This window comes from Nocardia altamirensis NBRC 108246 (genome assembly GCF_001612685.1).
GTDB classification, from domain to species: Bacteria; Actinomycetota; Actinomycetes; order Mycobacteriales; family Mycobacteriaceae; genus Nocardia; species Nocardia altamirensis.
On the sequence record NZ_BDAY01000016.1, the window covers coordinates 1 to 15,947 of the forward strand.

At 65.8% G+C, this 15,947-nt stretch carries 19 protein-coding genes; 7 read left to right on the top strand and 12 right to left on the bottom strand.

Features of this window, described 5'->3' with window-relative positions; all coding sequences use genetic code 11:
- Positions 1-123: 123 nt before the first annotated feature.
- The 7 genes from NA11_RS10910 to NA11_RS10940 all read right to left on the bottom strand — a co-directional run bounded on the left by NA11_RS10910 (position 124) and on the right by NA11_RS10940 (position 5,047).
- Positions 124-582 (bottom strand): DUF5958 family protein, encoded by a 459-nt coding sequence (locus NA11_RS10910; protein WP_069161725.1) that lies wholly within the window; start codon positions 580-582, stop codon positions 124-126.
- A gap of 168 nt (positions 583-750) precedes the next feature.
- On the bottom strand, positions 751-1,455 hold the full coding sequence (locus NA11_RS10915) for a flavodoxin family protein (protein WP_069161726.1): 705 nt from the start codon (positions 1,453-1,455) through the stop codon (positions 751-753).
- A complete protein-coding gene (locus tag NA11_RS10920) occupies positions 1,452-1,892 on the bottom strand; it encodes a hypothetical protein (RefSeq protein WP_174567678.1) in 441 nt (146 codons plus the stop codon). The genes NA11_RS10915 and NA11_RS10920 overlap by 4 nt, the downstream gene beginning before the upstream one ends.
- The gene (locus NA11_RS10925; RefSeq protein ID WP_069161728.1) at positions 1,889-3,037 is read right to left on the bottom strand and encodes a molybdopterin-dependent oxidoreductase; all 1,149 of its coding nucleotides are present in this window, start codon (positions 3,035-3,037) and stop codon (positions 1,889-1,891) included. The genes NA11_RS10920 and NA11_RS10925 overlap by 4 nt, the downstream gene beginning before the upstream one ends.
- Positions 3,037-3,702: a class I SAM-dependent methyltransferase gene (locus NA11_RS10930; protein WP_069161729.1), complete on the bottom strand. Its 666-nt coding sequence runs from the start codon at positions 3,700-3,702 to the stop codon at positions 3,037-3,039. Before NA11_RS10930 ends, NA11_RS10925 begins: the two co-directional genes overlap by 1 nt.
- Entirely contained in the window at positions 3,699-4,379 is a 681-nt protein-coding gene (locus tag NA11_RS10935; RefSeq protein ID WP_069161730.1) for a TIGR04282 family arsenosugar biosynthesis glycosyltransferase, read from the bottom strand. Before NA11_RS10935 ends, NA11_RS10930 begins: the two co-directional genes overlap by 4 nt.
- The gene (locus NA11_RS10940; protein ID WP_069161731.1) at positions 4,376-5,047 is read right to left on the bottom strand and encodes a glycosyltransferase family 2 protein; all 672 of its coding nucleotides are present in this window, start codon (positions 5,045-5,047) and stop codon (positions 4,376-4,378) included. Before NA11_RS10940 ends, NA11_RS10935 begins: the two co-directional genes overlap by 4 nt.
- A gap of 124 nt (positions 5,048-5,171) precedes the next feature.
- Here NA11_RS10940 and NA11_RS10945 point away from each other — a divergent pair, with 124 nt between their 5' ends.
- Genes NA11_RS10945 through NA11_RS10955 form a run of 3 tightly spaced genes read left to right on the top strand, consistent with a single transcriptional unit; the run spans position 5,172 to position 8,258 of the window.
- A complete protein-coding gene (locus NA11_RS10945) occupies positions 5,172-6,512 on the top strand; it encodes a hypothetical protein (RefSeq protein WP_084654511.1) in 1,341 nt (446 codons plus the stop codon).
- Between the two features lie 29 nt (positions 6,513-6,541).
- Positions 6,542-7,240 (top strand): response regulator transcription factor, encoded by a 699-nt coding sequence (locus NA11_RS10950; RefSeq protein ID WP_069161732.1) that lies wholly within the window; start codon positions 6,542-6,544, stop codon positions 7,238-7,240.
- A complete protein-coding gene (locus NA11_RS10955) occupies positions 7,233-8,258 on the top strand; it encodes a sensor histidine kinase (protein WP_069161733.1) in 1,026 nt (341 codons plus the stop codon). Before NA11_RS10950 ends, NA11_RS10955 begins: the two co-directional genes overlap by 8 nt.
- A 23-nt stretch (positions 8,259-8,281) precedes the next feature.
- On the opposite strand, the gene NA11_RS10960 is transcribed toward NA11_RS10955, so the two are convergent.
- Positions 8,282-8,917, bottom strand: coding sequence for an AAA family ATPase (locus tag NA11_RS10960; RefSeq protein WP_069161734.1), 636 nt, complete (start codon positions 8,915-8,917; stop codon positions 8,282-8,284).
- Between the two features lie 145 nt (positions 8,918-9,062).
- On the opposite strand from NA11_RS10960, the gene NA11_RS10965 reads away from it, so the two are divergent.
- The 4 genes from NA11_RS10965 to NA11_RS10980 are packed head-to-tail and all read left to right on the top strand — an operon-like array spanning position 9,063 to position 10,786.
- Positions 9,063-9,551: an SRPBCC family protein gene (locus NA11_RS10965; RefSeq protein WP_069161852.1), complete on the top strand. Its 489-nt coding sequence runs from the start codon at positions 9,063-9,065 to the stop codon at positions 9,549-9,551.
- A 54-nt stretch (positions 9,552-9,605) separates the two neighbouring features.
- Positions 9,606-10,034: a hypothetical protein gene (locus NA11_RS10970; RefSeq protein WP_069161735.1), complete on the top strand. Its 429-nt coding sequence runs from the start codon at positions 9,606-9,608 to the stop codon at positions 10,032-10,034.
- 54 nt (positions 10,035-10,088) lie between these two features.
- Entirely contained in the window at positions 10,089-10,373 is a 285-nt protein-coding gene (locus NA11_RS10975; protein ID WP_069161736.1) for an SMI1/KNR4 family protein, read from the top strand.
- A complete protein-coding gene (locus NA11_RS10980) occupies positions 10,370-10,786 on the top strand; it encodes a VOC family protein (RefSeq protein ID WP_245745824.1) in 417 nt (138 codons plus the stop codon). Before NA11_RS10975 ends, NA11_RS10980 begins: the two co-directional genes overlap by 4 nt.
- A 48-nt stretch (positions 10,787-10,834) precedes the next feature.
- Here the strand turns inward: NA11_RS10980 and NA11_RS10985 are convergent, their stop codons facing one another.
- Genes NA11_RS10985 through NA11_RS47155 form a run of 4 tightly spaced genes read right to left on the bottom strand, consistent with a single transcriptional unit; the run spans position 10,835 to position 15,657 of the window.
- Positions 10,835-11,725, bottom strand: coding sequence for a potassium-transporting ATPase subunit C (locus NA11_RS10985; protein WP_069161738.1), 891 nt, complete (start codon positions 11,723-11,725; stop codon positions 10,835-10,837).
- Between the two features lies 1 nt (position 11,726).
- Positions 11,727-13,898: a potassium-transporting ATPase subunit KdpB gene (gene kdpB, locus NA11_RS10990; protein WP_439957057.1), complete on the bottom strand. Its 2,172-nt coding sequence runs from the start codon at positions 13,896-13,898 to the stop codon at positions 11,727-11,729.
- A 1-nt stretch (position 13,899) separates the two neighbouring features.
- The gene (gene kdpA, locus NA11_RS10995; protein WP_069161739.1) at positions 13,900-15,570 is read right to left on the bottom strand and encodes a potassium-transporting ATPase subunit KdpA; all 1,671 of its coding nucleotides are present in this window, start codon (positions 15,568-15,570) and stop codon (positions 13,900-13,902) included.
- Positions 15,571-15,657, bottom strand: a complete 87-nt coding sequence (locus NA11_RS47155) for a potassium-transporting ATPase subunit F (RefSeq protein ID WP_084654512.1) — start codon at positions 15,655-15,657, stop codon at positions 15,571-15,573. It lies immediately after the preceding gene.
- Between the last annotated feature and the right edge of the window lie 290 nt (positions 15,658-15,947).

Sequence of the window (15,947 nt, forward strand, 5' to 3'; positions counted from 1 at the left end):
GCCCTCCAAGGCGACCCCGACGGGTAACGCCAACGGGCGCGACCGAACTGGGCAGACCACCAGGACTGCCCAGCAATCGGGCCTGCCTCAGTCCCGCGTGAATAGCGTGGCAGTTCTAGCCTTCTATCCTGAAAGGCCCCCACCGCGAGGAGCTTGCCGCCCGGTCACTCGCAGTTGCTGTTCCGATCTCCCGGCCAGGCCCAACTGGTGCCAAATGTGGCTACACCCATCGACGCAGTACCGTGCACGCCTGCGCTCGTCCGCCACACCAAGCAACGCGACCAACAAACGGAACGCTTTGACCCGCTCGTTGTGGGGCAGCTCGAGGATCTTTTGCAGCTGCACGTTCAACTGCCCGCGTGTGATGAGCACCGCCGGCGTGTGAGTCGGTCGTATGCCGGATCGTCGGATGCTCTCCACCCCATCATCAACAGTTGCGCGCGCCTGACGGCAATACTCAGCCAGGTAGCGCAGAACATCGAATTGTTCATCGTCATCAAGACTTTCGAACCACCCCACACCCTCCGACATGGGCCGCAGCTCCTGCGCAAGCTCGTTCAGGATGGTGTCGCGCGCGTTCATCGTCCACTGACGACCACCCGAGCCGCCACCTTCCGCGGATTCGCCCCCCCACGACTGCCTCCTTTGCTCGAATGGAATCGTTCAGCATCCCATGTGAGCGCAGCTGAGCATCGCGAAATATGTTCTGGTGCAACATCTTGATGGTGCGACTCTCGACCGCAGGCAGAACTACCGATATTCCGGGTTCTCGAAGTCGAACCGACATCCCGCGTCCCATTCCGACCGCTGATTTCCGTGCGCGGGGATCCCGTTGGCGTCCTTGAGCATTCGGGCGAGGTGCAGAAGGTTCCAGGTCATGAACGTGGTGTTGCGGTTGGTGAAGTCGTTGTCGGGCCCACCGGAACCGGGATCCAGGTAGGACGGCCCCGGCCCTGCCTCACCGATCCACCCCGCGTCCGCCTGCGGCGGAATGGTGTAGCCGAGATGCTGCAGGCTGTAGAGGATGTTCATGGCGCAGTGCTTGACACCGTCTTCGTTGCCGGTGATGAGACAACCACCGACGCGGCCGTAGTAGGCGTACTGCCCGCGCTCGTTGAGGATGGATGAGTTCGCGTAGAGCCGTTCGATGACCTGTTTGGTGACAGAACTGTTGTCGCCCAACCAGATCGGTCCCGCGATGACAAGGATGTCGGCATCCATGACTTGGCGCTGCAGTGCGGGCCATTCGTCCGTTGGCCAGCCGTGTTCGGTCATATCGGGCCAGACGCCGAAGGCGATGTCGTGGTCGACCGCGCGGACCTGGGAGACGGTGACGCCGTTCTTCTCCATGATCCGGGCGCTGATGTCGACGAGGCCCTGGGTGTTGCTCACCTCCGGCGAGCGCTTGAGCGTGCAGTTGATGAACACTGCGCGCAGATCGTCATAGGTGGTCATCGTGTGCTCCTCGGTGTGGCGGTGTCGGGCGAGGTCCTGGTGCGGCGGAATCTGGTTGCGGCGGCGAGGGCGACCAGCACCCAGATCAGTGTGATCGCGGTGGTGAGGCCGAGTGGATAATTTCGGTCGAGCACGGTCGGGTTGTCCGGCATGGCGTGGCCGCGGCCGAGTACCGGGGCGGCGATCAGCACGAGCGCGACGGTGCAGACGGCGCCACAGGCGGCAAGTCCCCACCATGGTCCGGGCAGGATGCGTCGTGCGGTGACGCCGACGAGGGCGGACAGCGGCGCGAAGACCGCGTCGTGCAGCAGGATCGCACCGCCGAACCAGAGCGCGATGGAGATCAGGTCGGCTCGTGGGAAGTCGAGCAGCAGGCCGATCCCGTACCAGCCGAGCCAGATTCCGACGAGTACCAGCAGGATTCGGATCGCGATCACGGCAGCACCTCGATCGTCGACAGCCATTTGGTTTGCAGCACGCCGGGTCGGCTCGGCGCGATCAGCCGGCAGGGGTAGCCGTGGTCGATGTCGAGCGTTTCGCCGTTCAACGACAGTGCGACGAGTGTCTCCGCGTCGACCGCGTGCCGTTGCGGGAGAACGGAGCTGCGGTAGATCCCGCTGGTCTCGAGCGAACGGAACAGCACGTCACCGCCGGGGTATGCGCCGACCGCGGCAAGCAGATCGCGCAGCCGCACGCCGGTCCATTCGGCGGAGGCGCTCCATCCTTCGACGCAGGCGATGGGGAGTCGTGCGTGTGTCTGGGGCATGGCAAGCAATTCGTCCCTGGTGAACTGACGTCTGCGGTCGCCGACCACGACGGTGAGGCGATAGGCGAGATCACGAGCGCGATCGACTACACCCGCGGCCGTGGCTGACCGATTGACCGGAAGCCCCTGCGGCCCTTCGCCACTCCGCGGCGCCAGGACAGCAGCCCACCGCAGGAACGGCACTGTCTGCCCAGCGACCACCAGCGAGGCGGCACCGGCCGACACCCAGGCCGCGGTGAGCACAGCCCGCCGCGAAACATGCCTTCTACCACCCGCATCGGCGGATTCCGCGAGCTCGAGAGGCCGACTCAATGCGTCCCTGATCACCGGCAACTTCACCGCCAGGTGCACCGCCAACGCACCCACTGCCACAAAGGCCATCGCGTAATGCGCGGTGGGGAAGAAGAACTTCCACGGGTAGTACTGCGCGATATTCAGCAGCCCGGTGACCAACTCGAACAGGATCGCCCCGACGAGCAGCGCGATCGAACCACGCTCCAGCGCACGCAACGGCGAGCCGATCAACGGCCGCTGGAACAACTTCGGGTACACCGCCCACAGCTTCACCAGCAAGAGCGGGATCGCCGCGACACCGGAGATCACATGCGCGCCCTGGGTCACCCGGTACAGCCACACCGGATGCGCGGGCCACCAGAACCAGCTGGGCGGGTGCTGAATCCAGTGGCTGAGCAGTCCGGTGCAGAAGCAGATCAGGATCGCAACGCCGAGCACGATCCCCACCCGGCTGGCCACCTCGGGTCCGCGCGCAGTCGATACGTGCCCGAGCTTCGCCGTATCGGTCTCGCGCACGCTCATCACGCCACCGCCCGGACGGCGCGGTCGTCTCGCCGCAACCACGCGATGTACCGGCCTGCGACTTCAGCGGTGGTGAGCACCTGGAACCCGGTCGCGGCGGCCAGTCGGTCCGCGTGTTCGATCCCGACGCTTGCCCACGGAAACCACGATCCGATGCGGGACGGCGACTCCAGCCGGAGCTGCCTGGTGACCGAACCGGTACCGGGACGGTCGAATTCGACGATCGCGATCCCGTCCGAGGCGAGCAGGTCGCCGGTGCGCGCGAGGATGCGTTCCGGATCACCGCCGATGCCGATGTTGCCGTCGGCCAGCAGCGCATACGACCATCGACCCGCGCCGGGCAAGGGCCCGAACAGGTCTCGGTGCAAGGCGGGAGCACCGCGAAACCTGCTGATGGCGACCGCCATCGGTGATACGTCCACGCCGAGGGCAGGCACGCCACGCTGCAGCAGCGCCGCGGTCAACCGTCCCGGCCCACAACCCAGATCCACAGTCGGTCCGTCACAGCAGCAGATCAGTGCGGTATCGGCACGGTGGTCGGCACCGCCTGCCACGCCGAGCCAGCGGTCGGTCGGTAGTGGCTGCCGCGTGCCGTTGCTCGTGCGTACCCAGCAGCGCTCGCCCGCCAGGGTGCGTTCGAAAACGTCGAAGCCTTTGCCGCTCATCGCAATACCAATCCGGGTCGGGCCAGTTCGTGCATGATCGCCGCGAAACGTCCGTCGGATTCCGCGGCAACACGTTGCGCGTCGGCGTAGGTGTCCACATCGCTGAATCGGGGCAACGAGCGCACCCGACAACCGCAGTGTTGCAACGCCTCTCGTGTCAGCTCACCGGTCCGGTCGGTCGACATCGGCACGGAGGCAAGGACTCTGGCCGGTTGCGGCGTCGGCAGGCCGAGCGCCCACCAGCCGCCGTCATCGGCTGGACCGAGCAGCGCGGCATCGTCTGCGGCGAGTTCGGCAGCGGCGGCGCTCAATACGTCGGGGCCGAGCTGCGGTGTGTCCATCCCGATCTGGAGCACCGGCGCACCGAGGCGTCCGGCGTCGGCATGCGCGTTGGCCAGGCGCGCGCCGAAGTCGATCCCACGCTGTGGAATCACCTCGAAATGGCGGAGCGCCCTGGCGATTTCGCTGCTGGATTCGGCGGCCGCCAGGTCGCCGGTGAACGCGACCACCCGATGGGCGACATCGCTGCGCAGCACCGAATCGAGCGTATCCAGCAGCGACGCCGCCGCGACCTGCGCCGCTTCCCGAGATGTCAGCGGCGGGGTCAGCCGAGTCTTGGCGAATCCGGCGATCGGCGCCTTCGCGATCACCAACAGTGTTGTCGCACAACCACTCATCGCAGCACCGCCAGGAAGTCTTTGGTGGCACGGAGCGTGCCGAGCCACGAGCCGGATACCTTCGACACCCCACCGGCGCGCGGTCGATACGCGATATCCCGCTCCACCACCTGCCAGCCCGCCCTCGCCGCCCCGACGAGCAGCTCGAGCGGATAGCCGGAACGCAGATGCAGCGGCCCGAGCGACTGGATCCGTGCCCGCCTGCCGACTCGCATCGCGGCGATATCGTGCACCGGCAGTCCGTATTTCCGCCGCAGCCTGCGGGCGACGAGAAGGTTGCCGAGCCGCGCATGCCACGGCCAGACGCCTGCCGTGGTCGGCCGCCGCCGCCCGACCGCGAGATCGGCTCCGCCACGGACCAATTCGACGAGCTCGGGCAGTTCGGCCGGATCCATCGATCCGTCACCGTCGAGCACCGCGATCAATTCGGTGCGGGCCGCGTCGATGCCTGCCTGCACGGCGGCGCCGTATCCCGGTCGGTCCTCGCGCACCACGATCGCACCGCGGCCGCGGGCGACAGCGGCGGTTCCGTCGGTGGAACCGTTGTCGACGACCAAGGCGTGGTAGCCGGCCGGGATGGCCGCGAGGACATTCGGCAACGCGTCAGCTTCGTCTCGGCACGGAATAACCACGGTCACTCCGTCCGGATCAACCTGGGTTCGAGTCACGATCCAGACGGTAGGCTGTCGGGCCCGCAGAACGGCCGAAAAACCTGTGACGAAACAGTGACATCGTTCAGAAAAGCATCGGGAACTGGGGTAACAGCCCGCTGCCCGCCCTAGGGTGATAGCTGTGCATGACGTCTCCGAGGCCGCGACCTCGCCGCGGATCCGCCGCGGCGACATCATCGGCGCGGGCATCGCGGCCGCGCTGGTGCTGACGGCCTTCGTGGTACCGCGAATTGCCAGCGAACACTGGCGCAGCAAGCTGTACGCGGGTGCCGCGCCGATCTTCGGGGTGTGGCTGCCGCACATCGGTTGGGGCACCGTCCCCGCGATCGTCATCGCGATTCTCGTCGTCGCACAAGGCCCGCCGCTCGCGCGGCGGATGTCGTGGCGGCCGCTGCTGGCGACCGCGTGGGGCACGGCCATCGCCTGGGCGTTCACGCTCGCCATGGTCGACGGCTGGGCGCGCGGGTTCACCGACCGGCTCACCGACTCCAACGAGTACCTGCACGAGGTCGGCGGCGTCACCGACATCGCCGCGATGATGCGCGAATTCTCTTCGCGCATCCTTGATTTCGAGCCGGACTCGTGGACAACGCACGTGTCAGGGCATCCACCGGGTGCGTTGCTGTTCTTCGTGCTGCTGGACCGGATCGGCCTCGGCGGCGGGGCGTGGGCCGGGTTGGCCTGCATGCTGATCGGCACCAGCGCAGTCGCCGCGGTGGCAGTGACGCTGCGGGCACTCGGCGCCGAAGAGCGGGCGCGGGCCGCGTTGCCATTTCTCACGCTGGCACCGGCCGCGATCTGGATCGCGGTATCGGCGGACGCGATGTTCGCCGGTGTCACCGCGTGGGCGATCGCGTTGCTCGCGATCGCTGCCCGGCCTGCAGGCAATCACCTTGCCGCGATCGTTTCGGGGGTGCTGTTCGGGTTCGGCATGTATCTCAGCTACGGGTTGGCGTTGCTGGCGATTCCTGCGGTGGCGGTACTGATCGCGGGCCGCACCGTCCGGCCGCTGCTGCCGATGATTGCGGGCGGGCTCGCGGTCGCCGCCGCCTTCACCGTGTCCGGATTCTGGTGGCTCGACGGGTATCACCTGGTGGTGCAGCGCTACTACCAGGGCATTGCCAGCGATCGACCCTACGCATACTGGTGGTGGGGCAATCTGGCCGCGACGGTCTGCGTGGTCGGGCTCGCGACCGCGGCGGCGTTGTCGCGCGCACTGCCCCTGCGGCTCTTGCGAGCCCTCGATCCGACCGCCTTGTTGGTCGCGGCCGGGATACTTGCCGTGCTTGCCGCGGACATCAGCGGCCTGAGCAAGGCCGAAACCGAACGGATCTGGTTACCTTTCGACATATGGATACTCGCCGCGACCGCGTTCCTGCCCAGGTCCACCGTCCGGGTGTGGCTTGCGGTGCAAGCGATCGGCACCCTGGTGCTCGTCCATCTGATCCTGACGAATTGGTGACGCTATGAGTTGCGAATCGAGGTGCGCGGATGACCGTTCTCATCGCCGATGACGATCCTGTCGTCCGAGAAGTGGTGCGCCGCTATCTCGAGCGAGACGGCATGACCGTGCGGGAAACCGACGACGGCCCAAGCACAGTTGCGGCGCTCGCCGATCTCGGAGACGAGATCGAGCTGGCCGTGCTCGACGTGATGATGCCCGCTCCGGACGGCATCGAGATCTGCCGGGCGATCCGCTCAGGGCCACGGCCGGAACTACCGGTCATCCTGCTCACCGCGCTCGGCGACGAGGACGATCGGGTCCTCGGATTGGAGGCGGGCGCTGACGATTACGTCACCAAGCCGTTCAGCCCACGAGAACTCGCGCTGCGTGTCGCGTCGGTGCTGCGGCGTACCAAAACGGTGCGGGACAGCGACGAAGCGGTGTTGCGCGACGGCGGCATCGAGGCGCGGCCCGCGTTCCGGCTGGCACTGGTCGACGGCACACCGGTCGACCTCACCCCGCGCGAATTCGATCTGCTGGTCTTCCTACTGCAACACCCGCAACAGGTGTTCAGCAGGGAGCAGTTGCTCGCCCAGGTGTGGGGCTGGGATTTCGGTGACCTGTCCACGGTGACCGTGCACATCAAGCGATTACGCGCCAAGCTCGGCGAGCGGCACCGCATCGAAACGGTGTGGGGGCGCGGCTACGCGTGGGCGCGCACCGGGAACGGAGCCACCGATGCCTGAGGACACCACCCAGCTCATCGCCTACTCGCTCGCCTGCTCGGTGCCGGTGGTGCTGATCGGCGCGGTGATCCTGCGCGCCACCAGCAATCGGTCGCTCACCACGAGTATGGCTGTGCTGGTACTGATTCCGACGCTGTCGACGCTGGCGGGGATCATCGGTGTCAGCGGGCTGATGTTCACCCACGAACTGCAACGCAACGCCGTCGTGCTCGCTGTCGTCGCGGCCGTCACGGTTCCCGCGGCGATCCTGCTCGGGCGGGAGCAGGCGCGAAAAACTGTCTGGGAAAAGCAGATCCGCGAGCAGGAGCGAGCCGCGGAGCAGTCGCGGCGCGAGCTTGTCGCCTGGGTCAGCCACGATCTGCGCACTCCGCTCGCTGGGATCCGCGCGATGGCCGAAGCGCTGTCAGACGGGGTTGTCAGTGGCGCCGAGGACGTCGCACGGTATGCCGAGCAGATCGGCTGCGAGACCAACCGGCTGTCCCGGATGGTCGATGACCTGTTCGAGATGTCGAAAATCAATGCGGGTGCGCTGCGGCTCGACCTCGAACCGGTCGACCTTCGTGAGCTCATCGATGAAGTGCTTGCCGCCAACCGGCCCACTGCGGAACGCGCGAAGGTCGCTCTGCGTGCCGAGCAACCCGACGCCCGAATCGTTGTTGCCGCAAGCGATCAGGCGCTCAGCCGAGTGCTCACCAATTTGGTGTCCAACGCCATCGCGCACACTCCGCCAGGTGGTGAGGTTGCGATCTCCGCAGGTGCGGACGATGGGGAAGCGTGGGCTCGGGTGGACGACACCGGTCCCGGTATCTCCGAAGAGGATTTGCCGCGCATCTTCGAAGTTGCCTATCGCGGCACCGCGGCGCGGTCTCCGGTGGCCGCCGACGGCGTACCTACCGGCAGTGGCATGGGTTTGGCGATTGCCGCCGGGTTGGTGGCGGCGCACCATGGCGACATAACCGTCCAGAACCGGGACTCGGGTGCCCGGTTCGAAGTCCGGCTTCCGTTGTCGGACAACTGAATCTGCCGGTCCCGCACGGCTGTTCACCTGCGGGCGTGGCGGACTGTGACGGCTATGCGGCGCAATCTGCTGAGCAGCTGACTGTCGGTGTTGGTTGACAGCGTCACACCGGCAGTCGCGGCGATGCGATTGGCTACGGCAGCCACTGCGGTCGTGTCGGTCCAGATATGTTCGGCGAATTCAGGTTTGCTCAACTGCTCGAGACAATAGTCGAGTTTGTCTACAGCGAACTGTTCTCTGCGGAGCAAGATATCGCCCTGCCCGACAGCGCGTAAGAAGGGCGCGATCCCGAGCCCGCGGTCACGCAACCGATTCAACACGGTGTCCCGCTCGGCCAGCAATGCGAAATGCCGCACATCATGACCGGACTCGCGCAACCGCCCCACCGTCTCGGCGAAGTAGCGAGGATCGGCCACCGTCATCGGTGCGATCACCACACCGTCGTGCTGGTGTAGCACGTGGTCGAGGACCTCGAACACGCCTTGTCGCCAGCTGGGGTAGTCCTGGAAGTCGGCGCGAAGCGCCGCGGGCATCATCCGGTGCAGTCCGAACCCCACCTGCTCTGGGTCGCAGACAACACTGCCGGGTAGCCGTCGGTGGAGCTCGAACGCGGTCTGGGTCTTACCCCCGCCGAAGGGGCCGTTGATCCACAGCAACATGGCCACAACGCTATCGACGCAGGCGCCATCCGGCTGTGCGGGCTTCGACAACCGGACCGATGAGTTTCGCCGAGTCGCGTCGTCTGCATGGAGAGAATGTTCTTCCGCGCCTGCGGGAGGGCCGAGATCACCAGGAGTGCGGATCGTGTCCGAAGAAACCGTGAGAGTCGCCTTGTCCGTCGCCGTGCCAGCCGCCAGGGTGTTCGCGGTGCTGGCCGATCCGACAACCCATTCCGCCATCGACGGGACCGGATGGGTGCAGGACGCTGTCGACCAGGCGCCGTTGACCGAGGTGGGGCAGATCTTCCGGATCGACATGTATCACCCGAACCATCCCGACGGTCACTACCGGATGGCCAACAAGGTGCTGGTGCTCGATGCGCCGCGCGCCATCGGTTGGCTGCCAGGACAGGAGAAGGGTGACGACGCTCACCTCGAATTCGGTGGCTGGACTTGGCATTACGACTTGGTGCCGGTTGGTCCGTCGGAGACCGAGGTGACGCTCACCTACGACTGGTCGGCGGTGCCGCAGTACATCCGGGAGTACATCCAGTTCCCGCCGTTCGGCCCCGAGCATCTCACCAACTCGCTGCAGCATCTGGCCGAGCTGGCCGCATCGACGTCACAAGTCTGACGTCGGGGAAGCAATATCGACGGCTGCGCTCCGCCGGATACGTACCATTCGACGGTGAGTGATCAACTTCTGGCGCAAGCGCATCGGTTCCTGGATTGGGCACGGGACCGAGGCGCTCGCCTGGACGGTACCGACGACAGCGTCTTCTTTCTCCAAGGAGTCATCGAATCGATGGCCGAGGACGACGGCGAGGAACCTGCCTTTCGCGGGATCAAGCTGCTGGCGTATGCCGTCTACCTCGCCGAGCTGTTGGCCGATACCTGCACGGGCGTTCGCTGCGTCATTGAGGCCGAAGGGATGCGTCTCGACGCCGTCAACGCGGTACAAGCCGGTGGCGCAACCCAGTTCACGTTGAACTGGCTCCGTAACTGCCTGGACGACTGTGACGCCGACAACCTGGCCTTCAAATACGCGGGCGCGCTGCAAGATTTCGGCGAACACGACCGAGCCCAAGCCCTCTATGCACTGCTAGTCGACGACTGACCCGACTGGGCCGCTGTTCGTATGATCTGCGGCGTGACTAGTGCTGAAGAGTTGATGGTGTCGTTCTGGGGTGGCTCCGACTACGGCGTCTTGGCTCCGCTCACGGACACGGCGGTTCAGGATGCGGAGGCGCAGTTGGGTGTTCGGCTGCCCGCCTCGTTGGTCCGGTTGCTCCGGATCCAGAACGGAGGCACGGTCGCGGACCGGTGGAATCACCGCCGGCGAGGGCGTTTGGTGAACCGAACCGGCAGCCTCCGGCCGCTCCACCAATCCGCCAGTGCCGGTGCCGGTTCGACGATCAGCTGCACCGCCACCGCGGAAAGTAGGATGATCACGTGACTATCGCTCGGTTGAGTTTGATCACGATGAACTGTGCGGATCAGGAGGAATTGGCGGCGTTCTGGGCCGCAATACTTGGGGGTGAGATCGTCTATCGCGCGGAGAACATCGCGGTAGTGCACACCGAACGGGGCACGTTGAGTGCCGCACGGGTGGCGGACTACCAGCCGCCGACCTGGCCGGGTGGCGCTACACCGCATCATATTCACTTCGAGCTCGTCGTCGAGGATCTGGACGTCGCGCAGGCGGAGGCGGTGCGGTTGGGCGCCAAGGTGGCCGAGCCGCAGCCGCAGCCGGATCGATGGCGGGTGCTGCTGGATCCGGCGGGGCATCCGTTCTGCCTGACGATGCATCTTCCGTTGCTGCCCTTGGGAACTCGCGCGGAAGATACCCAGCAAGCGAAGGACACCTAGAAAAGCACGAGGGCCGGTGACACTGTCACCGGCCCTCGTTCGGGTTCATCACCCGCGGAACGGATACCGCTGGTCGAGATCGAGATTCAACTCGACGACATTGACCCGGGGCTCACCGAGGAACCCCAGCGTCCGACCGTCGGTGTGCGCAGCCACCAGCTGACGGACCTGATCCTCGGAGATGTTGCGCGCCTTGGCGATTCGCGCGACCTGGAGGTCGGCATACCTGGGTGAGATGTGCGGATCCAACCCACTACCACTGGCAGTGACTGCATCCGAAGGCACCGGAGTGTCGACCGACGCATCGCCGAAGATCGGCACGATCCGCCCCATCGAGTAGTCCTCGCCGGGAGTAGCGCACTGCACCTGAACACCCTTGTAGTGACCGAGGAACGGCACCGCCGGGCACGCTTGGTTGACGCTCACGACCTGCGTCGGATGCGAAACCTGACCGTCGGCGTCGCGCGGCCCGATCACCGAGAGCACCGCCCCAACACCGTCTTCGGTGCAGAACGGGCGCGCGCCGTCGACCCCCTCACGGTCGCCGACCTCTTTGCTCCGCGAGCACACGGTGGACAGCAGACTGAGCTTCACGTTCGCCGGATCAGCGTCCAACGTGTCCACAATGCTTTCGGGACCGAGGTTGGACGCCGCCGTAGCGGTCGGGTCATAGCCCGCGGACCCCGCGGCCGACGGACGGCTCTGGAAGTACTGCACCAACGCCTTGCCGTCGGCACTGGTGAACGACTGCCCGATCAGCCTGGAGCCGACAACGGTGTCACCGACTTTGACCAGCGACCCGTCCGCTTTGTCGTGCAGGCCGGGGATCTGTGCCACCGCGAAAACAGCGAGGGGATAAAGGATTCCGGTGATCGCGCTGAGCACGAGCAGCGCGCGCAACGCCGCGAGGTGCTGCCGGATCCACGAGGAGATACGCATATCAGGACATCCCGGGGAGGAGTTGGACGACGAGGTCGATGAGCTTGATGCCGATGAACGGCGCGATGATGCCGCCGAGGCCGTAGATCGTCAGGTTGCGGCTCAACAACTTCGACGCGTTGCTCGGCGTGTAGTTCACGCCGCGCAGCGACAGCGGGATCAGCGCGACGATGATGATCGCGTTGAAGATGACCGCGGACAGGATCGCCGACTGTGGGCTGGCCAGCCGCATGATGTTGAGCGTGTCGAGGCCGGGGAACAGCGAGATGAACAGCGCGGGCAGGATCGCGAAGTACTTGGCGATGTCGTTGGCGATGGAGAAGGTGGTCAGCGCTCCTCGGGTGATGAGCAGCTGTTTGCCGATCTCGACGATCTCGATGAGCTTGGTCGGATCCGAATCGAGATCGACCATGTTGCCTGCTTCTTTGGCCGCCGAGGTGCCGGTGTTCATGGCGACTCCGACGTCGGCCTGGGCGAGCGCAGGCGCGTCGTTGGTGCCGTCACCGGTCATCGCGACCAGCCTGCCGCCGTCCTGTTCCTTCTTGATGAGCGCCAGTTTGTCTTCCGGCGTCGCCTCGGCGAGGAAGTCGTCGACTCCTGCCTCGTCGGCAATCGCCTTGGCGGTCAACGGATTGTCGCCGGTGATCATGACGGTGCGGATGCCCATCCTGCGCATCTCGTCGAAGCGTTCCCGCATGCCTTGCTTGACGACGTCCTTGAGGTGGATGACACCGAGCAGCCGCGCGGTGCCGTCCTTGAACTCGCCGACGACCAGCGGGGTGCCGCCGGAGGCGGAGACGCCGTCCACGGTGACGCCGACCTCGTTGGGCACCACGCCGCCTTGGGCACGCACCCACTCGATGACCGCACTGGCCGCGCCCTTGCGCAGCTGGTGCCCGTCGGACAGATCGACACCCGACATCCGGGTCTGCGCGGTGAATTCCACCCAGGTTGCGCCTTTCAGCTCGCCGGGGGTGCGTTCCCGCTTGTTGTATGCCTGCTTGGCGTAGACGACGATGGAGCGGCCTTCGGGCGTCTCGTCGGCGAGGCTGGACAGCTGCGCGGCATCCGCCAGCTCGTCGGCCGAAATGCCGGGCATCGGCACGAAATCCGAGGCCTGCCGGTTGCCGAGGGTGATGGTGCCGGTCTTGTCGAGCAGCAGTGTGTTCACGTCGCCCGCTGCCTCGACCGCGCGCCCGGACATGGCGAGCACGTTGCGCTGGACGAGCCGGTCCATGCCCGCGATGCCGATGGCGGACAGCAGTGCGCCGATGGTCGTCGGGATCAGGCACACCAGCAGCGAGACCATCACGATCCCGGTGATGCCGTTGACGTCCAACGCCGAAGTGTCCGGCACGCCAGGGTTGTTCGCCTTCGAGAAGATCGCCAGCGGCTGCAGGGTGACGACCGCGAACACGAAGATGATGGTGAGCGAGGCGAGCAGGATGTTCAGCGCGATCTCGTTGGGCGTCTTCTGCCTGCTCGCGCCCTCGACCAAGGCGATCATCTTGTCGATGAAGCTCTTGCCCGGCTCCTGGGTGATCCGGACGACGATCCGGTCCGACAGCACGGTGGTGCCGCCGGTCACCGCCGAGCGATCACCGCCGGATTCCCGGATCACCGGCGCGGATTCGCCGGTGATGGCCGACTCGTCCACGGAGGCAATGCCTTCCACGACATCGCCGTCGCCGGGAACGACCTGCCCTGCCTCGACCACGACGTGGTCGCCGCGCTGCAGCTCGGGGGCGGCGACACCTTCCTCGATGATCCGAGCGCCGGGTGACCAGTTCACGAGCCGCCGGGCAACGGTGTCGGTCTTGGCTTTTCGCAGCGTGTCGGCCTGCGCCTTGCCGCGGCCCTCGGCGACGGCTTCGGCGAGGTTGGCGAAGATCACGGTGAGCCATAGCCAGACGACGATGGCCCATGCGAAGAACGTGGGGTCGGCGATCGCGAGGATCGTGGACCAGACGGCGCCGATCTCGACGATGAACATCACCGGGTTGCGCCACATGGTGCGCGGATCGAGCTTGCGCACGGCGTCCGGCAGGGACGTCAGCAGCATCTTGGGATCGAGCGCGCCGCGCGGAACCCGGCTGGAGTGCTGTGCCAGCTGCTTCTTCGACTCGTTGAATTCGTCGGGAACGGTGGTGACTTCAGCGGTAGGAGTGGTCATTTCAGTGGATTCCTTCAGCGAGCGGCCCGAGTGCGAGTGCGGGCAGGAAGGTGAGCGCGACCAGGATCACCGTGACACCGACGACCATGCCGACGAACTGCGGCCGGTGCGTCGGCAGCGTGCCGATCGACTCGGGGGTGGTGCCCTGCTTGGCCAGCGATCCGGCCAGCGCGAGCACGAAGATGATCGGCAGGAACCGGCCGAAGACCATGGCGAGGCCGAGCGCGGTGTTGTACCACTCGGTGTTGCCGGACAGGCCTGCGAACGCGGAGCCGTTGTTGTTGGCCGCAGAGGTGAAGGCGTACAGCACTTCCGAGAGACCGTGCGGCCCGGTGTTCAGCATGCTCGCGCGTTGCCCTGGCATGGCCATCGCAATCGCGGTGCCCACCAACACGATCAGCGGGCTGACCAGGAAATAGGATGCGGCGAGCTTGATTTCGCGCGGCGTGATCTTCTTGCCGAGGTATTCCGGTGTGCGCCCGACCATCAGGCCTGCCACGAACACGGTGATCACCGCGAGGATGAGCATGCCGTACAGCCCGGAGCCGGTGCCGCCGGGCGCCACCTCGCCGAGCTGCATGTTGAACATCGTCATCATGCCGCCGAGGCTGGTGTAGGAGTCGTGGAACGAGTCGACCGCACCGGTCGAGGTGAGCGTGGTCGCGGACGCGAAGGTCGCGGAATCTGCCACGCCGAAACGAGTTTCGACACCTTCGAGGGATGCGCCGATCGCGGTCGGCACCGTGCCGTGGTGCGCGAGCTGGAAGACGTTCTGCAGCACCGTGCTGACCAGCGCGATGGTGCCCATGACCGCGACGATCGCGTAGCCCTGCTTCTTGCTGCCAACCATGCGCCCGAAGGTGCGCGGCAGCGAGAAGCTGATCACCAGGATCAGGAAGATCTCGATCCAGTTGGTCCAGGTGGTCGGGTTCTCGAACGGGTGCGACGAGTTGGCGTTGTAGAAGCCACCGCCGTTGGTGCCGAGTTCCTTGATGACCTCTTGGCTGGCCACCGGACCGCCGGTGATGGTCTGCTCGGTGCCGTTCAGCGTCTGCGCGACCTGGTCGTGCAGGTGGAAATTCTGGATGACGCCGCCCGCGACCAGCACGATCGCGAAGACGAACGCGATCGGCAGCAGGATCCGGATGGTACCCCTCACCAGGTCCACCCAGAAGTTGCCGAGATCGCCGGTGTGCCTGCGGGCGAAGCCGCGCACCAGCGCCACCGCCACCGCCATGCCGACGGCCGCGGACACGAAGTTCTGCACTGCGAGCCCGGCCATCTGCACCAGGTGGCCCTGGGTCGACTCACCGGAGTAGTTCTGCCAGTTCGTGTTCGTCACGAAGCTGACCGCGGTGTTCCAGGCCAGCGCCGGGGTCATCTCGGTCGCCGGGTCGTTCAGGTGCAGCGGCAGCTTGCCCTGCAGCAATTGGAAGAAGAAGAGGAACAGAATGCTGACGCCGGAGAAGGCGAGCACACTGCGGGCGTACACGCCCCAGGTCTGCTCGACCTCCGGTTGTACGCCGATGGCCTTGTAGATCACGCGCTCGGCTCGCGAGTGTTTGGTCGCGCTGTAGACCCGGAACATGTAGTCGCCGAGCGGCACATGGACGAGGGCGAGCGCGATGATCAGGGACGCGATGAAGACGATCCCCGCAGTTGTCGTGTTCACCTAGAACCTCTCGGGAAAAAGCAGCGCCGCGACCATGAAGACCGCGACGGCGATGGCAAGCACCAGACCGATCAGGTTCGCGATCACAGTTTTTCCACCCCCCGCTGGATCAGGCCGAGCAGCGCGAAGATCGCCACGGTGAGCACCGTGAAAATCACGACAGACATGAATCAACAACCTCCATCAGCACTCCATTCGCGGAGCGCACCAGGGTGAGTTAATCGTCCGATTTGGGCCGTGCCGGGGTCCCTTACGACTCCTTTGCGCGTCCGACCATTGCCTTTGCGCTTCGTTTACACCCCGGCCTCGGGTAGCTGAAAGGATGCCGTCAAAGAGTGCGGGTAGACCGTCAACACACCGTAAAGATCCGTCTGATC